The following is a 16665-nucleotide window of genomic DNA, read 5'->3' as shown; positions in this document are numbered from 1 at the left end:
GGCCGCAGGTTTGCGGTGCCTCGAGGCCGTTCCGGCTAGGGTTCTGCAGCATGGAACGCAGCGACGCCTCGTTGGACGTGTGGCCGGGCAGTGCGTATCCACTGGGCGCGACCTACGACGGTGGCGGCACCAACTTCTCGCTCTTCTCCGAGGTGGCCGACGCGGTCGAACTGTGCCTGATTGCGCGAGACGGGACCGAGACCCGCATCCCGCTCGACGAGGTTGACGGGTACGTGTGGCACGCGTACCTGCCCACGGTCACCCCCGGTCAGCGCTACGGCTTCCGGGTCCACGGGCCACACGACCCGGCGGCGGGTCTGCGGTGCGATCCGTCGAAGCTGCTGCTGGACCCGTACGGCAAGGCGTTCGACGGAGCCTTCGACGGAGATTCGTCGCTGTACACGTTCGGCGAGGACACGTTGGGGCACACCATGACCACCGTCGTGATCAACCCGTACTTCGACTGGGCCGCGGACCGGCCGCCGCGGACGCCGTATCACGAGACCCTCATCTACGAGACCCACGTCAAGGGGATGACCGCGACGCACCCGGAGGTGCCGGAGGAACTGCGCGGCACGTACGCCGGGCTGGCCCATCCGGCGGTCATCGAGCACTTGCGCTCGTTGGGAGTCACCGCGGTCGAGCTGATGCCGGTCCACCAGTTCATGCACGACCAGATCCTGCTGGACCAGGGCCTGCGGAACTACTGGGGCTACAACACCTTCGGGTTCCTCGCCCCGCACGCCGAGTATTCGTCGGTGACGAAGCCGAGCGGTGTCGTCACCGAGTTCAAGGCGATGGTGCGCACCTTCCACGAGGCAGGCATCGAGGTCATCCTCGACGTCGTCTACAACCACACCGCGGAGGGTGATCACCGCGGGCCCACCATCGCGTTCCGCGGCATCGACAACGCCGCCTACTACCGGCTCGACGACGAGGACCCCGAACTCTACAAGGACTACACCGGCACCGGGAACAGTCTGGGTGCCCGGCATCCGCACACCCTGCAGCTGATCATGGATTCGCTGCGGTACTGGGTCACCGAGATGCACGTCGACGGCTTCCGGTTCGACCTCGCGTCCACCCTCGCCCGCGAGTTGCACGACGTGGACCGGCTTTCCGCGTTCTTCGACCTCGTCCAGCAGGATCCGGTGGTGAGTCAGGTCAAGCTGATCGCCGAGCCGTGGGACGTGGGCGAGGGCGGCTACCAGGTCGGCAACTTCCCCGGCCTGTGGACCGAGTGGAACGGCAAGTACCGCGACACCGTGCGCGACTACTGGCGCGGTCAGCCGTCGACACTCGGTGAGTTCGCCTCGCGTCTGACCGGGTCGTCGGACCTGTACGAGGCAACCGGGCGGCGCCCCGGGGCGAGCATCAATTTCGTGACCGCCCACGACGGCTTCACGCTCGCCGACCTGGTGTCCTACGACGAGAAGCACAACGCGGCCAACGGCGAGGACAACCGGGACGGCGAGAGCCACAACCGGTCCTGGAACTGCGGCGTCGAGGGCCCCACCGACGACCCCGGAATCCTCGCCCTGCGCGCCCGCCAGCGCCGGAACATCCTCGCCACGCTCCTGCTCAGCCAGGGCACACCGATGCTCGCCCACGGCGACGAGATGGGGCGCACCCAACAGGGCAACAACAACGTCTACTGCCAGGACTCGACGCTGTCGTGGATGGACTGGACGCTCCTCGACGCCAACGCGGACCTGGTCGAGTTCACCCGACGGGTCAGCGCCCTGCGATCGACGCACCCCGTGTTCCGCCGGCGGCGGTTCTTCGCGGGCCGCCCGGTACGCGACGCCGAGCACAGCCGCGACATCGCGTGGTTGACTCCGTCGGGACGCGAGATGACCACCGCGGACTGGGACAGCGCGTTCGGCAAGGGCCTGGCGGTCTATCTCGGCGGAGACGCGATACCGGAACCCGACCAGCGCGGCCGTCGGGTGGTCGACGACTCCTTCCTGTTGCTGTTCAACGCCCACGACGACGCCCTCGAGTTCACCGTGCCGCACGGCGAGGTCGACTCCCCATGGACCGGCGAACTGGACACCACCGCACCCACGGGGGGCACCGATGTCGTTGTCGCGCCGGGTGACTCCATCGCCGTCTCGTCCCGCTCCCTGCTGGTACTGCGCCGGGACCGAATGCCATGAGGCCGATCACCGCCACCTACCGGCTCCAGTTGCGCGGTGACGCGTTCACCCTCGACGACGCCCGGCGCCTGGCCGACTACCTGGACCGGCTCGGCGTCTCCCACCTGTATCTCTCGCCCATCCTCACCGCCACCGCCGGATCGACGCACGGGTACGACGTCATCGACCCGACCACGGTCTCGGCCGAAATCGGGGGGCGGGCGGCACTGGTCGCACTGTCCGCGGAACTCGCCGAACGCGACATGGGGCTGATCGTCGATCTGGTGCCCAATCACGTCGGCGTCGGCCGGCCACGGGAGAACCGTTGGTGGTGGGACGTGCTGACCAACGGCCGACGGTCGCCGTTCGCCCGGTTCTTCGACGTCGACTGGCGCGAGGACAACGGGGCGGACGGGCGAATCGCACTGCCCGTCCTGGCCGATGAATCCGACCTCGGCGGTTTGAGTTTCGACCACGACCGGGGCACCCCGATGCTCGCGCTCGGCGACCAGCGGTTCCCCATCGCTCCCGGCACCGAGGACGGCAACCCCCGCGAGGTCCACGACCGGCAGGCGTATCGGCTCGTCGGCTGGCGCGACGGGGCGGTGGGATATCGGAGGTTCTTCGCGATCAACGACCTCGCCGCGCTCCGACAGGAGGATCAGCGGGTGTTCGACACGACGCACCACCAGTTCGCGTCGTGGGTGCGCGACGAACTGGTCGACGGCGTCCGCGTCGACCACCCGGACGGCCTGAGCGATCCGTCCCGCTACCTGCGCACCCTGCGGGAGGTGATCGGCACCGACCGTTGGCTGCTCGCCGAGAAGGTCCTCGCGGCCGGGGAACCGCTCGACCCGACGCTGCCGATCGACGGAACCACCGGATACGACGCCCTCGCCGAGTACGGCGGCGTGTTCGTCGACCCCGCCGGTGAGGCGACGCTGACAGCGCTGGCCGACCGTGCGGGGGCACCCGGCGATGCGGCCTGGCTGCGCGACAACGGAATCGAACTCCGACGGCGTGCCGCGCGCACCGAGTTGGCGCCCGAGGTGCGGCGCCTGGTGCGGGCGGTACTGCGCGACTCGCCGACCTTCTGCAACCCGGACCAGTTGCGCGATGCGCTCGTCGAGGTACTCGTCCACATGCCGGTCTATCGCGCCGACTACGCACCACTGGCGGGCACGATCCCCCGGATGATCGGGGAGACACTCGATCGGCACCCCGAGTGGGCCGCCGCGCTGACGACCCTGGCCGGCGCGCTCACGGATGCGGCCAGCGAAGCGAGCACCCGCTTCCATCAGGTGTGCGGCGCACTGACCGCCAAGGCGGTCGAGGACTGCCTGTTCTACCGCACCTCCCGGCTCGTCTCACTGCTGGAGGTCGGCGGCGATCCCGGCCGGTTCGGCTGCTCCCCCGCTGAGTTCCACCTCCGCGCCGCCGAACGCGCCCGGCTGTGGCCGAGGACGATGACGACACTGTCGACGCACGACACCAAACGCGGCGAGGACGTCCGCGCGCGCATCGGGGTGCTGTCGCAGGTTCCGGAACTGTGGGCTCGCTGCGTCGCCGACTGGGAGATGTCCACCCCGAGCCCCGACGGCACCACCGGACTCTTCCTGTGGCAGAACATGTTCGGAGTGTGGCCGGCGGACGGATCGGTCCCGACATCCGCCCTGCGGGGACGACTCCACCAGTATGCGGAGAAGGCCACCCGCGAGGCCGGACTACGCACCGCCTGGACGGACATCGACCAGCACTTCGAGACCGCGCTGCACACCTGGCTCGACAGGGTCGCCGACGGACCGGTCGGCCGCAGCATCGGCCGGATCGCGCAGCAACTCGCCCCGCACGGATGGTCCGACGCGTTGGGACAGAAGCTGCTGCAACTGTGCGGACCGGGCGTCCCGGACGTCTACCAGGGCACAGAGTTGTGGGAGGACTCGCTGGTCGATCCGGACAACCGGCGGCCGGTGGACTATCGGCCTCGCCGGAGGCTGCTGCAGTCGATGGACACCCCCGGCGTCGAGACGCCGCCCCTCGACGGATCGGGTGCCGCGAAGTTGCACGTCACCCGCACCGCGCTGCGACTGCGCCGCGAACGCCCGGACAGCTTCGTCGGAGGCCACTACCGCCCCATGTTCGGCGTCGGACCCGCCCACGATCATCTCGTCGGCTTTGCTCGCGGCCCGGCCGGTCAGGCGTCGGACGTCATCGTCCTCGCCACGCGGCACAGCGTGCGACTCAACGAAACCGGTTGGGGCAGTTCCAGCATCGCACTACCGAACGGAAGCTGGTTCGACCGGCTCACCGGCGAACTGTATGCCGGGGCTGCTCCGCTGACGAAGATGTTCGACCGACTGCCCGTGGCACTGCTGGTGCGACTGGACCGGCCGTGACGAGTCGAGTCTTGCCCGCTTCGCGTGCGCGCCCGACGCCGTCGCAGCACTGAAGGCCGCTGCCGTACCCGACCAGCCGGGTGTGGCAACGACCTTCAGCAACCCCTACGCCCCAAGGATGGGGCGCGCTACTACTTCAACACCAGACGTGAAGTCGGACCTTTTCTCAGCTGAAGGTGGCGAGCGCACCGATCAGGCTGAGCAGTGCGCCGACGCCCGCGAGTACGCCGCCGATACCACTCACGACAGGCTGAATCTGCTTGATCAACGCGAGGTCTGCATCAGAAGAACCCATAACCACTCCTCATCCGAATGTCGTTGCGCGGTTGCGCAAGCAAAAATGTACTACAGCACGTAGTAGCCGCGCTACGCGTGAGAGGAGCTCACTCGGAGCCATCGAGCCCGACAGACGTTTGATCGCTGATAGCGTACCGTCCGCCCTGCCGACCACCCCCGCCGGCTGGCGGACGGGTACGCCGGCAGCGGCGGGATGTGTGCGCGCCCACGTCACCCGGGGCTTCTCCGCTCGGGTCGAGGGCTGCGGGCGCTCTCGCGCCGCCGCGTTGCGCACCGATCCCCGCGGCCACGACGAAGCCGATGCCGAGTACGGCCAGGGGATTCGGGATCTGCCGTAGCGCCACGAGTCCGATGAGAGCCGCGATCGCAGGTTCGAGGCTCATCAGTGTGCCGAACGTCCCCGCGTCGAGGCGGCGCAGCGCAACCAACTCCAGCGCATAGGGCACCACCGGGAGCAGCACCGCAAGCCCGAGGCCGAGGAGTACGAGCTGCGGTGTCAGGCGCGCGAAGACGTCCGGCGCTGCTACCAACGTCGTGACAACCCCGGCGACCGGCATCGAGATGGACAGGCCGGCAAGGCCGCCCACCTCGTCACCGACCTTCTGCGTGAGCAAGATGTATGCCGCCCAACACACGGCAGCGCCCAGCGCGAAACCCGCACCCGTCGGATCGACGTGGCCGCTCCAGGGTTGCGTCAGCAGCACGACACCGCCGCCGGCGACCAGCGCCCACAGCCGGCCGACTCCGCGGGTTCGGGTCACCGCGATCCCCAGGGGTCCGAGAAACTCCAGTGCACTCGCAGTTCCGAGAGGGATCCGCGACGCGGCGGCCATGAACAGCATCGTCATGCCGGCAGTGGCCACACCCAGTGCCGCCGCGGAACGAAATGCGCGGCGAGTGAACTGCTCTGGACGTGGTCGAACGATCGCGACGAGGAGCAGACCGGCCCAGGCGAGCCGTAGCCAGGCGGCACCGGCTACACCCACCTGGTCGATGAGCGCAACCGAGGCCGCGAGACCCAGCTGCACGCACAGCATCGCAGAGAGCGCCATCCCGGCTCCGGCCCGCGATGCACTTCGGGCCTCGATCGTCGTCATCACGTCAGTGAACCGAACTCATCCGTCAAACTCCACGCGAATAAAGTGGACTGATCGTTCACGAATCCTGAACAATGCCTGCATGGACCTGCACCGACTCCGCATCCTTCTCGAACTGTCCCGGTGGGGTTCGATGCGCGAGGTCGCCGACGAGCTCGGAATGACCACTTCTTCTGTCTCCCAACATATTGCGGCGCTGGCCCGAAGGATCGGCACGCCGCTGACAGAACCCGACGGTCGACGGGTGCGCCTGACCCCGGCGGGCCGGCGACTCGCCGAGCACGCGGTGACGATCCTGGCCGCGGTCGATGCCGCGATAGTGGATCTCGACGTGGACGCAGCGCCGGCCGGTACGGTGCGTGTAGCGGGCTTCGCGTCCGCCATTCGGCGCTCGCTGTTGCCGACCATCGCTCGGCTCGGGGCGGCTCAATCGGCGGTGACGGTCATGATCGCCGAGCAGGAGCCGTTCGAGGCTCTCGAACGGCTCGCCCGCGACGACGTCGACATCGCGCTCACGTACGACTACAACCTCGCTCCGGCGACACTTCGCAACGACTTCAGCGCGACCGCACTCTGGACGATGAAATGGGGCCTCGGCACACATGCGGCCCAGCGCCCCGGCCCGCTGTCCTCATACGCAGGCAGCAACTGGATCGTCAACTCGCGCAACACTGCAGACGAAGAGGTCCTACGCATCCTCGCCTCCATGGCCGGCTTCACTCCCCGGATTACCCACCACATCGACAGCCTCGAGCTCATCGACGATCTCATCGCCGCGGGCCACGGCGTCGGTTTGCTCCCCCTCGAGCGCACCCGCCAGCACTCCGAGGTACGGGTCAGGAGCCTCGACGATCTCGAGGTGATCATGCGAACCTATGCCGTCATTCGCCGCGGTCGCGAACAATGGTCGCCGCTGCGGCTCGTACTGGACGAATTGAACGCCGAGGAGCCCTGATCCAGGAACAAGACTGCGAACGCGTCCGCACAACCGCGTCCACCCCATCACCGGTAGCGGCACCGGCGAGCATTTTTCGATGCGACCGCTGCCGTCCGCCCCGCGATCTCACTTCCTCACGGCCGACACCAACCACCGGTTTCCCGGCCGCAACTGCTTCAGCACCGAGTGTTCGGGCAGCACACGCCCGTACCGCCGCGCGAGGTCGTCGACGATCACAGCGGTGGCACGCCAACCGTACGAGTCGAACCAGGCCTCCGGATCCGCGGGACCGTTCGAGTGCAACAGGGCGAGCCAGTCGCGCCGACTGAGGGGGCTACCCCGGAACAGCGGTGCGTCGTCCATCGCCGCCGTGAAGTCGACGTTGGTTATGGTGGCGCCGATCGCACTTCCCGCTCCCGACAACTCCCCCACGTGCCGCATCAGGGCGTCCACGCCGTCCTCGGGTAGATACGCCAGCAGACCCTCGAGGATCCAGGCTGTGGGGACGTCGGGACCGAACCCGGCTCCGCGCAGGGCCGCGGGCCAGTCGTCGCGCAGGTCGATCGGCACCGTGACGCGGGCCGCCTGCGCGGACGAGACACCGTCCAGGACGGCGTCCTTGAACTGCACCATCTCGGCGGTATCGAGTTCGTAGACGGTCACCGGCTGCGGCCAGGGCAGCCGGAAAGCGCGCGTGTCCAGGCCGGCGCCGAGGAGGACGAGCTGCCGACAGCCCGCCGCAACGGCGTCCAACACGAAGTCGTCGAGGAACTTCGTCCGCACCGCGACCCACGTCGTCAGCTCCTCGCGGCTGCCGTCGTCCATCTGATCGGTCGGCGGATTCCAGCCGGATGCTCTGACGAATTCACCGGCCCACGGGTCGTCGAACAATCTGTCGGCGCGACCGCTCTCCATCGCGCGGGCCGCTGCGACGAACACCGCGGTCACTCCGACGCCTCGAGGTTGATTCACGGCGGCACCTCCTCGGTCTACCGTCGATTGTGCTCCCGGTCACCGAGAATGCACGTCCGCGCACCCCGTCGGCCGAATATGGTCCAGGTCACATGACCGTCAAGGACTGGAGGACATACCCATGAGCGCGAACCGTTTCGTCGGCAAGGTCGCTTTCATCACCGGAGCCGCCCGCGGCCAGGGTCGCGCCGAGGCGGTCCGGCTCGCGTCCGAGGGTGCCGACATCATTGCGCTCGACGCGTGCGCGGATTTCGACTCCACCGCCTACGACGGCGCGACCGAGGCCGATCTCGCCGAGACCGTCGCCCTCGTCGAAGGTCTGGGCCGCAAGATCGTCGCCACCAAGACCGATGTCCGGGACTTCGACGCGCTCGCGGCCGCCCTCGCCGACGGCATCGGCACCCTCGGTCGCCTCGACGTCGTGGTCGCGAACGCCGGCATCTGCTCGGGCGCCATGTCGTGGGAGATCACCCCCGAGCAGTGGCAGGAGACCCTCGACGTCAACCTCACCGGCGTCTTTTACACCGTCAAGGCCGCGATCCCGCACCTCATCGAGCAGGGCGAGGGCGGCTCCATCGTCATCACGAGTTCGGTCGCCGGCCTGCGCGGCCTGCCGTTCCTCGGGCACTACGTCGCCAGCAAGCACGGCGTCACCGGACTCGCGAAGACCCTCGCGGTGGAACTGGGCGCACACAACATCCGCGTCAACACCGTCCATCCCAACGGTGTCGAGACCGGCATGCAGGTCAACGACATGCACGCGCTCGTCCAGGAGTACAGCACCACCCTGGCCCCGATCTTCATGGGCAGCCTGCCGGACCAGATCAGCCAGCCCGAGGACATCGCCAACGCCGTCGCATGGCTGGCGTCCGACGAGGCCCGGCACGTCACCGGCATCCAGCTGCCGGTCGATCTCGGCACGCTGATTCGCTGACGCCACCCCCGGACGGCTGCGGTGTGCACGTGATCGGTGCATTCTGATCACGTGCACACCTTCGAGGTCTGGGCCCCCCTTCCGAGTTCGGTGCGCGTCGAGGTCGACGGGTACGCGCACGAGATGACCCGCTCCCCCGACGGCTGGTGGCGCGCCGACGTCGCCGCCGAACCGGGCGCGCGGTACGGATTCGTGCTCGACGGCACGCCGCCGGTGCTGCCCGATCCACGCTCGCGACGGCAGCCGGACGGGGTCCACCTGCCGTCGCAACTGCATCGGCTCGATCCCGCAGGCTGGACCGACTCGGCGTGGACGGGCCGCCAACTGGCGGGCAGCGTCGTCTACGAACTGCACGTCGGCACCTTCACGGCGGAGGGCACGTTCGACGCCGCGATCGCCCGGCTCGATCACCTCGTCGATCTCGGCGTCGGATTCGTCGAACTGATGCCGGTCGCCGCCTTCAACGGCACCCACAACTGGGGCTACGACGGCGTGCTCTGGTACGCGGTGCACGAGGGCTACGGCGGCCCGGACGGCTTGCAGCGCTTCGTCGACGCCTGCCATCGGCGCGGACTGGCGGTGATCCTCGACGTCGTCTACAACCACTTCGGCCCGTCCGGCAACTACCTGGACCGGTTCGGCCCGTATCTCGCGGACGGCGCCAACTCGTGGGGTCGCGAGGTGAACCTGTGCGGCCCGCACAGCCACGAGGTGCGTCGCTACATCATCGAGAACGCGCTGAGCTGGTTCCGCGACTTCCACATCGATGCGCTGCGCCTCGACGCCGTCCACGCGCTCGTCGACAACACCGCCGTGCACCTGCTCGAGGATCTCGCGGTGGAGGTGCACCGACTGTCGGCGCACCTGCGACGGCCACTGACCCTGATCGCGGAGAGCGACCTCAACGACCCCAAGATCATCTCGGCTCGGGCCGCCGGTGGCTACGGCCTCGACGCGCAGTGGGACGACGACGTCCACCACGCCATCCATGCCGCAGTGTCCGGCGAGAGGCAGGGATACTATGGCGATTTCGGCTCCCTGCAGGCGTTGTCGCACACGCTCACGCACGGCTACTTCCACGCCGGCACCTTCTCGACGTTCCGGGGCCGCAACCACGGCCGCCCCATCGACATCCGCAGGATTCCCGCCGACGCCCTGCTCGCGTACACCTGCACCCACGACCAGATCGGCAACCGCGCCACGGGCGACCGACCCGGTTCGTACCTCACCGCGGGTCAACTCGCGATCAAGGCCGCCCTGGTCCTGTGCTCCCCGTACACACCGATGCTGTTCATGGGCGAGGAATGGGGTGCGCGAACACCCTTCCAGTACTTCACGTCTCACCCCGAACCCGAACTCGCGAAGGCGACCGCGGAGGGTCGCCGCCGCGAGTTCGCGGAACACGGCTGGGACAGCGCCGACATCCCGGATCCGCAGGATCCTCGAACGTTCCAGCGATCGAAACTCGATTGGGGCGAGACGGCGATCGCGGCGCACGCACGGTTGCTCGAGTGCTATCGGGAACTGATCGCGTTGCGGCACAGCCGCGCCGATCTGACCGACCCGTGGCTCGAGCACCTCAAGGTCGAATACGACGAGAACGAACGCTGGCTCGCACTCATTCGCGGCGACCTGCGGATCGCCTGCAATCTGGGCACCGACCCCGTGACCGTGCCCATCGGCGGGATTCCCCTCCTGTGGTGGGAGGAGCCGACGGTGGACGAGACGGCGTCGGCGATCGTTCTGCCCGGGCACTCGTTCGCGGTTCTCGACGCCGGCCGGATCGGATAGCCCGGAACAGGACGGCGCAGCCTATACGGTGACGTCCGAGTAGGGCATGTGCTCGGAGACCCAGGGAAATACCACTTCCATGAGCAGCAGCACGAGCGCGACAACGAGGACGATCAGGAGTAGTGCCTTCACCGGCCGGGGGCCGGGGAGCGCGTGCCAGAGGTAGCCGTACATTCATCGCTCCTGCAACGCCGCGGGACCGTGGCCCGAGGACTTGGGGATTGTTTCGACGAGCATGGCATGCACGATCATGCGCTCGGTGTTCGAGAACAGCGGATGGCACGTGGTCAGCGTCAGCATGCTTTCCAGCCCGGGGGCTGCCTCCACCCAAGCGGCGCCGGGCAGCGGGTTGACGACCTCGACGTCGGTGGGCACGGTGATGTGCCGCCCCAGGACGTGGGCGTAGTCGCCGTCCGAGACGCGATCGGTCTGCTCGGGGCTCAGACAGGCTTCCGCCGCCGCACGCCTTTCGGGCGAGGCCGCCTCGAGTGGGAGCAGCCGGTAGGTCATCCATTGGAACTCGGTCTCCACGACGACGGCATCGCACGACGCGAGCCGATCCAGGTGCTGGAACACCGCACCGGTACCGATACGATGCCCGGCGAGCGCGAAGTTTCCTGCCTCGCCGGGCATCTGCGTCTCGGGATAGTGGCCGGGGCCGGCCCGCAGGTCCTCGTTGCGGGTGCCCTCGACGACGGCGTACACGGTGTCGAGGGCGGGGAGGTGCACCCGCGCGAACCCCTCGCCGAGCGCCGGGGGCAGCGGGGCAACCGGCTCATCACCGGCCGCCCCGGAGTCGTTGCCCCAGGACTGCTCCAGGTGGGCGTTGACATCGTCCTGCAGCCGCCCCGAGACGATATTGGTCCAGAACGCCTCATAGATGACGAAAAGCAGGACGAGGACCCCGGCCGTGAGGAGCAGCTCGCCGAGAATCTGCCCTGCGCCCGGCCGCGGCCGATGCGGGCCCGGAACCTTGCTGTCACTCACGGACCGGGGCCCCTTCCACAGATGTGTTGACCTAGCTGCCCGCGTTGATCATGACGCTTCCGGTGCCGCCGAGAAGATCATAGAGAAGCACGGACAGGCGACCGAGCCCGTCGATCGCGGCGGAACCGGTGGTCTGGATGTCGCGGGCGGGTGCGACCAGGTGTATGTAGGTCGCACCCGCCCCGCTACCGTGTGCCGGCTGGGGGTTATCCCTCGCCGGACACCCGCCTGCGGTTGCGCAGGGTCAGCCATGCGCCGCCGACGATCAACGCCAGCCCCACACCGGCGAGCCAGATGACGTTCGCACCCGTCACGGGCAGGGACGGCGACTGGTCCGGCTGGGTCGGAGCCGGCTTACCCGGAGCACCGTTGTGTCCGGAGTCGCCCGGCTTGGACGGCTGCTCCGGCGAACCAGGTCCGCCCGGCTGGTTGGAGACCGGAGGGGTCGGCCACTCGGAGCCAGATCCCGGCGGGATCAGCGATCCGTCCCACGGCGGGATCGGGATGGGGAGCGGAATGATGACCAGCCCATTGCTGCTGGTCTTGTTCTCGAGTCCCAGCACCACCGATCCGTCCGCGTCACCGGCGAGGGTGACGGAGACTCCGGTCGGCTTGCCGTCGATCGTGACGACGTCCGCACTTCCCTCGTTGACGCCCCACACCACGTCGCCCCACTTGACGTTGGTCACGTCAGTGTGGGCGCCGGTCTCGACGAAGGTGATCTCGGTGTCGAGCGGGAACTGGACCCGGCCGTCGATGACGGCGGCGTCGCACTGGGCGGTCGGGGTGACCGATGCGCCCGGCTTGACGTCGAGGATGCAGGTACGCGCCTCGTCGTCGACGTCCGTCCATGTCGCCGTGACCTGGAACGTCGTGGACGGGTCCTTCGTGACCTGGTTGCCCTTGGGGCCGGTCACGATCTTCTCGATATCCACATCCGTGGTCGGGATCGGGCGGTTGTGGATCTCCACCTTCGCCTCGTCTCCGGGCACGATTGCGACGGTGTTGCGGTAGTCCGCGTCGCCGGCGTCCTCAGCCACCCAGTAATACGGCCGCGCCCAGGCGATGCCGGGCAGGGGGTTGGGATCGACCTCGGAGAAGGTGACCACGGTGTTCCGCGGCAGCACGTCGCCGGACTTCCAGCTGAAGCCGTTTCCTGCGTTGAGGGTGATGGTCTCGCCCACTGCCGGGAAATCGGTGCCCGCGGGGAGCGCCGGATCGATGCCGTCGATCCGAACCTGGAACTCCGCGCCTGAGGGCAGGTCGGCTTCGGTGGCGGGGATGGGGTCGTCGCCGTCGAGGATGTACTTCGTGAACTCGACCGAGCCGAAGGCCCACAGGGCCTCGTTCGTCAGCGTGATCAGACGCCCCTCGGTGGGATCGTCGGACACGATGCCCGTCACCGAGCCATTGCCGTTGTCCTTGAGCCAGGACTCACCGTTGGGGTCGGTGCCCCACTGGATCGTGCCCCACTCGCCGGCAACATCCGGGCGGCCAACCTCGGTAAAGGTCACCTCGGTGCCGACGGGAAGCTTGGCGTTCAGCGGCGTGGCCACGCCCTTCTTGACGGTCAGCGTCTCCTTGGCGTAGTTGACACCGTCCTTCCAGCTGGCCTCGACCGTGAACTCCACGTCGTCGCCGATCTCGCCGGCGGCCTCGCCCTCAACCTGCTTGAGGATGCGCAGGGTGCCGTCGTTCTTGTCGACGAAGTTGACGACCTCGACCTTGCGCAGGTCCTTGCCGATGGTGACCACGCCGGACTCACCGATCGTGACATCCCCGGTGTATGCGGGCACGCCATAGGCGAGACCATTGCCGTTGGCCGGAACCGTCTCGGTCAGCGTGATCTTGGTGCCGCCGGGCAGGTTCTCACCGAACGGAACCGCGGTGCCGTCGGACGGGAGCGTCAGCGTCTTGGACTGCGGAACGTTGTTCGCGTCGGTCCACGTGGCGACCACGTCGAAGGTCTTGGGAACGTCCTTGTTGAACGCCTCCGGGCCCGTGAGCTTCTTGCTCAGCTCGAAGGTGCCCTGCGTGATCTTCGCCTCGTTGGTGACGGAGACCGTGTTCGCTGCCGCATCGGTGCCGATGACGAGCGTCTTCGGTTCGATGACGGGCGCCGACCACGTCACACGGTCGGTGTCCGTCGGCTGAACCTCGGTGAAGGTGACCTTCGCTCCGATGGGCAGGTTCTTCAGATCGAAGACCCCGCCGTGCGTCAGCGTGAACGGGCGGATCTCGTTACCGGAACCGTCACCGAGGTCGATCTCCGCATTGACGACGAAGGCCTCGTTGCCGGTGAGTGCGCCGAGCGCCTCACCGATGACGGTCTTGGTGATCTTCGCCGAGCCCAGGACGGCCTTGTTGACAAGGGTGACGCCGACGTTGCTCTTCGGCGTGATGGTCACCAGCGCCTGGGTGCGGTCCGCGTTGAGCGTCACGCCCTCCGCCGGGCGGAACGTCCCCTGCTCGAAGTAGACGCCGTCGACCGTGGGCAGGTCGATCTCGGACAGGCGGATCTGCCAGCCGGTGCCGCGGGGGTAGAAGCCACTGACCGGTGTGCCGTCAGCCTTCACCTTGACGTTGTAGGTCGCCGACGGCTTGTCCATCTCCGGGTTCTTCCCGGGGGCGAACTCCTCGACCTTCACGGTGAACTCGGTGCCCTCCGGGAACTTCTCGGAGGAGGAATCGATCTGCTTCAGCAGCGAGTTCCGGGGATTTCCACGTGCCAGTCCATGGTGGTGCCTGCCGACTGCTTCTCGCCGGCGACCTCCCGCGAATCGGTGTTGATCTTGCCGTTCTTCTTGCCGTTGAAGTCGGGACCCTTCACCGAACCCTTGACCGGCGTGCCGTTGACGGTCGCCGTGTTGGTGAACACATCTCCGGAGTCCGGCACTTTGTCCTCGGTGAGGCAGGTCCGGTACGTCACGTAGTAGTACTGCTTCGGGTCGACCTTGCCGGCGTCCTTCGGCGTGATCGTCACGGACATGTCTTTGGCACCAGCCGCGGCGGTGGAAACGATGTCGAACTCGCCGGTGACGTCGGTGCGTTTGGGCCCTGAGCCGTCCGGCCCGGGCAGACGGTCGGCGCGCCAAACCTTGAGCCCAAGGCCCTCCTCACAGACGGCATGATTGCCACCGAGAGTGTCCGCAATGGTGACTACCTTGCCGGGGCTGGTTTCGATGAAGCTGCCCGGGACCGTGATGGTCCACTCGGCCGCCTTGTACCGCTCACCATGCAGGAGATTGCCGGACTTCTCTGGCCCAGTCTTCGGACGCCAGTCCTGCCCGACACCGGGCGCGCTCACCGTCGTGCCGCCGATCCTCACGGAGTTGTCGTAGACGGCTTGCAGGCCGTCCTCCCCGGGGAGATCCACCTCGCCGCTGGTCGTGCACGAGGTGTACTCGACGCGGTAGAGCTTGCCCTTCTCGAAGGGTGCGCCGTTAGTGATCGTGATGCCGACCGCACCCGCGCCGCCAGGCTGGGTGACGGCGACGCCGCCGGGGACGTTCTTGAGATCGCCCGGGCGACCGGACAGCAACTTCGCGTTGAGCACTGCGTCCTCGCACAGCTTCATGTTGCTCGAGAGCGTGTCGCTCAGGGTCACCGAACCRTTGCCAGCTGTGTCCAGAGCGGCCAGGTCGGCGCCGGGGATGTCAATGGTCCAACGCACAGACTGTTTGTTGTCCTGGAGCTTGCCGGACTTCGTGGCCTCGCCGATCACGCGGCCATCGCTGATGCCGCCCTCGCCGGGCAGATCGACCGGCACGACCTTCTCGTTGATCTCGAAGTCGATCGTCTCGGACGTGGTGTACTCGACCGCCTTCGTGAAGACCTCGAAGTCGCCGAACACTTCTTCGGGGCGATCCGTCACGGCGTCGGTGAGCACACAGGTCATGACATTGGTGGCGGCCACCAGATTGCAGGTGCCCCAGGCCGTCCCGTCGTCGCCCTCGAGGACGAACGCGGGGTTGGTCCCGAGCTTCAATTCGGCAGGGAACTTGATCGTGAACTCGTCGCCCGACTGCGGGTCCGCCTTGCTCGCGTCCCAGGTGCCCTTCACAGTGACGGAGTCGCCGACCGTGATCTGCTGGCCGTTCTTCCCCTCGACCTGAACGTCGGTGATCTGTACATCGATCTTGGGATTGAGTCCGCGCGGGGTGACCGCCGCGCTTCGCTTCGCCGTCGTCGGGGCCACGCTGGTCGTGCTCGCGGGCGACTTCGACGTGGACGCGGACGGCGCCTTCGTCGTGGTCGCGGGCGACTCCGATGCGGGCGCCGTCGTCGTGGTTGCAGGAGCCTTCGTCGTGGTCGCGGTCGACTCAGACGTGGACGACTCCGGCGTGGACGCGGGCGGCGCCTTCGTCGTCGAGGTGGCCGGAGTGGTGGTCGCGGTCTCGCTTGGGTCCGCCGAGGCAACCGGGGCGAGCGAGAACGACGTCAAGACCAGGGTCAGGGCCATGAACATCAACCCCAGCGCCGTCCACCGAGACACCACCCCCTCTCCGGCACGGCGAAGGAAGACACGGTTACGCATGGGTTATACCTTTCGTTACACACACAAATTTTCTATCGACCTGCCGGAGGCTGCCGACCTGGCACACGGGATTCTCAGATCGGCCCTGCCCCACTCCAGCGGCCTACCCGAGGACCGGGAACGACTTGCAACTACCCCCGGGCGGCGCCACCAAAGTGCGCGCAAGTTCGGATGTCGACGCTGCGACCGGCGAGCAGTCTTCGGGCCGCGCGTGACGCGGCCACAAGGCTTGCCATTCGACCCCTTCCACTGAACGGCACAAGTTGGACAACTATCCATATATACGATCGGGGGACACACGCGCTGAGCCGAACCAACGTTTGATTCCGGGCCTTCGGACCACAGACGAGCGCCGGTACGTAGCGAAACCTGTTGCGCTACAGGGCGATTGAGTCGCTTCCAGCGAGAGCGGAGCGAACCATGGAGCAGTCGCGGCCGAGCGGAAACTTCACCCCCGGAATCACCCTCATCTACTGGTCGCCCGTCCAACTCCGTTGGTCATTCGTTTGGCGGAGGCGCCCGCTTTCGCGACGGCGGGGTGGCTGCGGACTGCAGTGTCGGCGCACACTCCACCGCGTG

At 67.6% G+C, this 16665-nt stretch carries 12 protein-coding genes; 5 read left to right on the top strand and 7 right to left on the bottom strand.

Features of this window, described 5'->3' with window-relative positions:
* Positions 1-50 precede the first annotated feature (50 nt).
* Positions 51-2159 (top strand): glycogen debranching protein GlgX, encoded by a 2109-nt coding sequence (gene glgX / locus AB4Z09_RS15595; RefSeq protein ID WP_442240118.1) that lies wholly within the window; start codon positions 51-53, stop codon positions 2157-2159.
* Positions 2156-4534, top strand: coding sequence for a malto-oligosyltrehalose synthase (treY, locus tag AB4Z09_RS15590; protein ID WP_174910901.1), 2379 nt, complete (start codon positions 2156-2158; stop codon positions 4532-4534). Before glgX ends, treY begins: the two co-directional genes overlap by 4 nt.
* A gap of 166 nt (positions 4535-4700) precedes the next feature.
* On the opposite strand, the gene AB4Z09_RS15585 is transcribed toward treY, so the two are convergent.
* A complete protein-coding gene (locus AB4Z09_RS15585) occupies positions 4701-4829 on the bottom strand; it encodes a hypothetical protein (protein WP_302675457.1) in 129 nt (42 codons plus the stop codon).
* Between the two features lie 88 nt (positions 4830-4917).
* Positions 4918-5928 (bottom strand): EamA family transporter, encoded by a 1011-nt coding sequence (locus AB4Z09_RS15580; protein ID WP_174910904.1) that lies wholly within the window; start codon positions 5926-5928, stop codon positions 4918-4920.
* An 82-nt stretch (positions 5929-6010) separates the two neighbouring features.
* On the opposite strand from AB4Z09_RS15580, the gene AB4Z09_RS15575 reads away from it, so the two are divergent.
* The gene (locus AB4Z09_RS15575; protein WP_174910907.1) at positions 6011-6883 is read left to right on the top strand and encodes a LysR family transcriptional regulator; all 873 of its coding nucleotides are present in this window, start codon (positions 6011-6013) and stop codon (positions 6881-6883) included.
* Positions 6884-6991: 108 nt separating this feature from the next.
* Here AB4Z09_RS15575 and AB4Z09_RS15570 read toward each other — a convergent pair whose 3' ends face one another.
* The gene (locus tag AB4Z09_RS15570) at positions 6992-7837 is read right to left on the bottom strand and encodes an SAM-dependent methyltransferase (protein WP_174910910.1); all 846 of its coding nucleotides are present in this window, start codon (positions 7835-7837) and stop codon (positions 6992-6994) included.
* 121 nt (positions 7838-7958) lie between these two features.
* Between AB4Z09_RS15570 and AB4Z09_RS15565 the strand changes: the two genes are divergently transcribed.
* Both AB4Z09_RS15565 and treZ read left to right on the top strand, forming a co-directional pair.
* Complete coding sequence (locus AB4Z09_RS15565; RefSeq protein ID WP_174910913.1) at positions 7959-8771, top strand: mycofactocin-coupled SDR family oxidoreductase; 813 nt, start codon at positions 7959-7961, stop codon at positions 8769-8771.
* Between the two features lie 51 nt (positions 8772-8822).
* A complete protein-coding gene (gene treZ, locus AB4Z09_RS15560) occupies positions 8823-10562 on the top strand; it encodes a malto-oligosyltrehalose trehalohydrolase (RefSeq protein ID WP_174910916.1) in 1740 nt (579 codons plus the stop codon).
* A 21-nt stretch (positions 10563-10583) separates the two neighbouring features.
* Here the strand turns inward: treZ and AB4Z09_RS15555 are convergent, their stop codons facing one another.
* The 4 genes from AB4Z09_RS15555 to AB4Z09_RS15540 all read right to left on the bottom strand — a co-directional run bounded on the left by AB4Z09_RS15555 (position 10584) and on the right by AB4Z09_RS15540 (position 16086).
* The gene (locus AB4Z09_RS15555) at positions 10584-10736 is read right to left on the bottom strand and encodes a hypothetical protein (RefSeq protein WP_174910919.1); all 153 of its coding nucleotides are present in this window, start codon (positions 10734-10736) and stop codon (positions 10584-10586) included.
* A complete protein-coding gene (locus tag AB4Z09_RS15550) occupies positions 10737-11549 on the bottom strand; it encodes a class E sortase (protein ID WP_429519603.1) in 813 nt (270 codons plus the stop codon).
* 206 nt (positions 11550-11755) lie between these two features.
* Entirely contained in the window at positions 11756-14197 is a 2442-nt protein-coding gene (locus AB4Z09_RS15545) for a DUF5979 domain-containing protein (RefSeq protein WP_442240117.1), read from the bottom strand.
* Between the two features lie 50 nt (positions 14198-14247).
* Positions 14248-16086: an Ig-like domain-containing protein gene (locus tag AB4Z09_RS15540; protein ID WP_442240116.1), complete on the bottom strand. Its 1839-nt coding sequence runs from the start codon at positions 16084-16086 to the stop codon at positions 14248-14250.
* Between the last annotated feature and the right edge of the window lie 579 nt (positions 16087-16665).

The sequence above is a fragment of the Rhodococcus sp. TAF43 genome (assembly GCF_052113525.1).
GTDB lineage: Bacteria > Actinomycetota > Actinomycetes > Mycobacteriales > Mycobacteriaceae > Prescottella.
The sequence above is the reverse complement of the archived record's forward strand: the minus strand, read 5'-3'. Positions and strand labels throughout refer to the sequence as shown.

Excerpts from the sequence above, each read along its gene's own strand:
- glgX (WP_442240118.1), top strand. The coding sequence starts at position 51 with ATGGAACGCAGCGACGCCTCGTTGGACGTGTGGCCGGGCAGTGCGTAT.
- treY (WP_174910901.1), top strand. The coding sequence starts at position 2,156 with ATGAGGCCGATCACCGCCACCTACCGGCTCCAGTTGCGCGGTGACGCG.
- AB4Z09_RS15585 (WP_302675457.1), bottom strand. The coding sequence starts at position 4,829 with ATGGGTTCTTCTGATGCAGACCTCGCGTTGATCAAGCAGATTCAGCCT.
- AB4Z09_RS15580 (WP_174910904.1), bottom strand. The coding sequence starts at position 5,928 with ATGACGACGATCGAGGCCCGAAGTGCATCGCGGGCCGGAGCCGGGATG.
- AB4Z09_RS15575 (WP_174910907.1), top strand. The coding sequence starts at position 6,011 with ATGGACCTGCACCGACTCCGCATCCTTCTCGAACTGTCCCGGTGGGGT.
- AB4Z09_RS15565 (WP_174910913.1), top strand. The coding sequence starts at position 7,959 with ATGAGCGCGAACCGTTTCGTCGGCAAGGTCGCTTTCATCACCGGAGCC.
- AB4Z09_RS15555 (WP_174910919.1), bottom strand. The coding sequence starts at position 10,736 with ATGTACGGCTACCTCTGGCACGCGCTCCCCGGCCCCCGGCCGGTGAAG.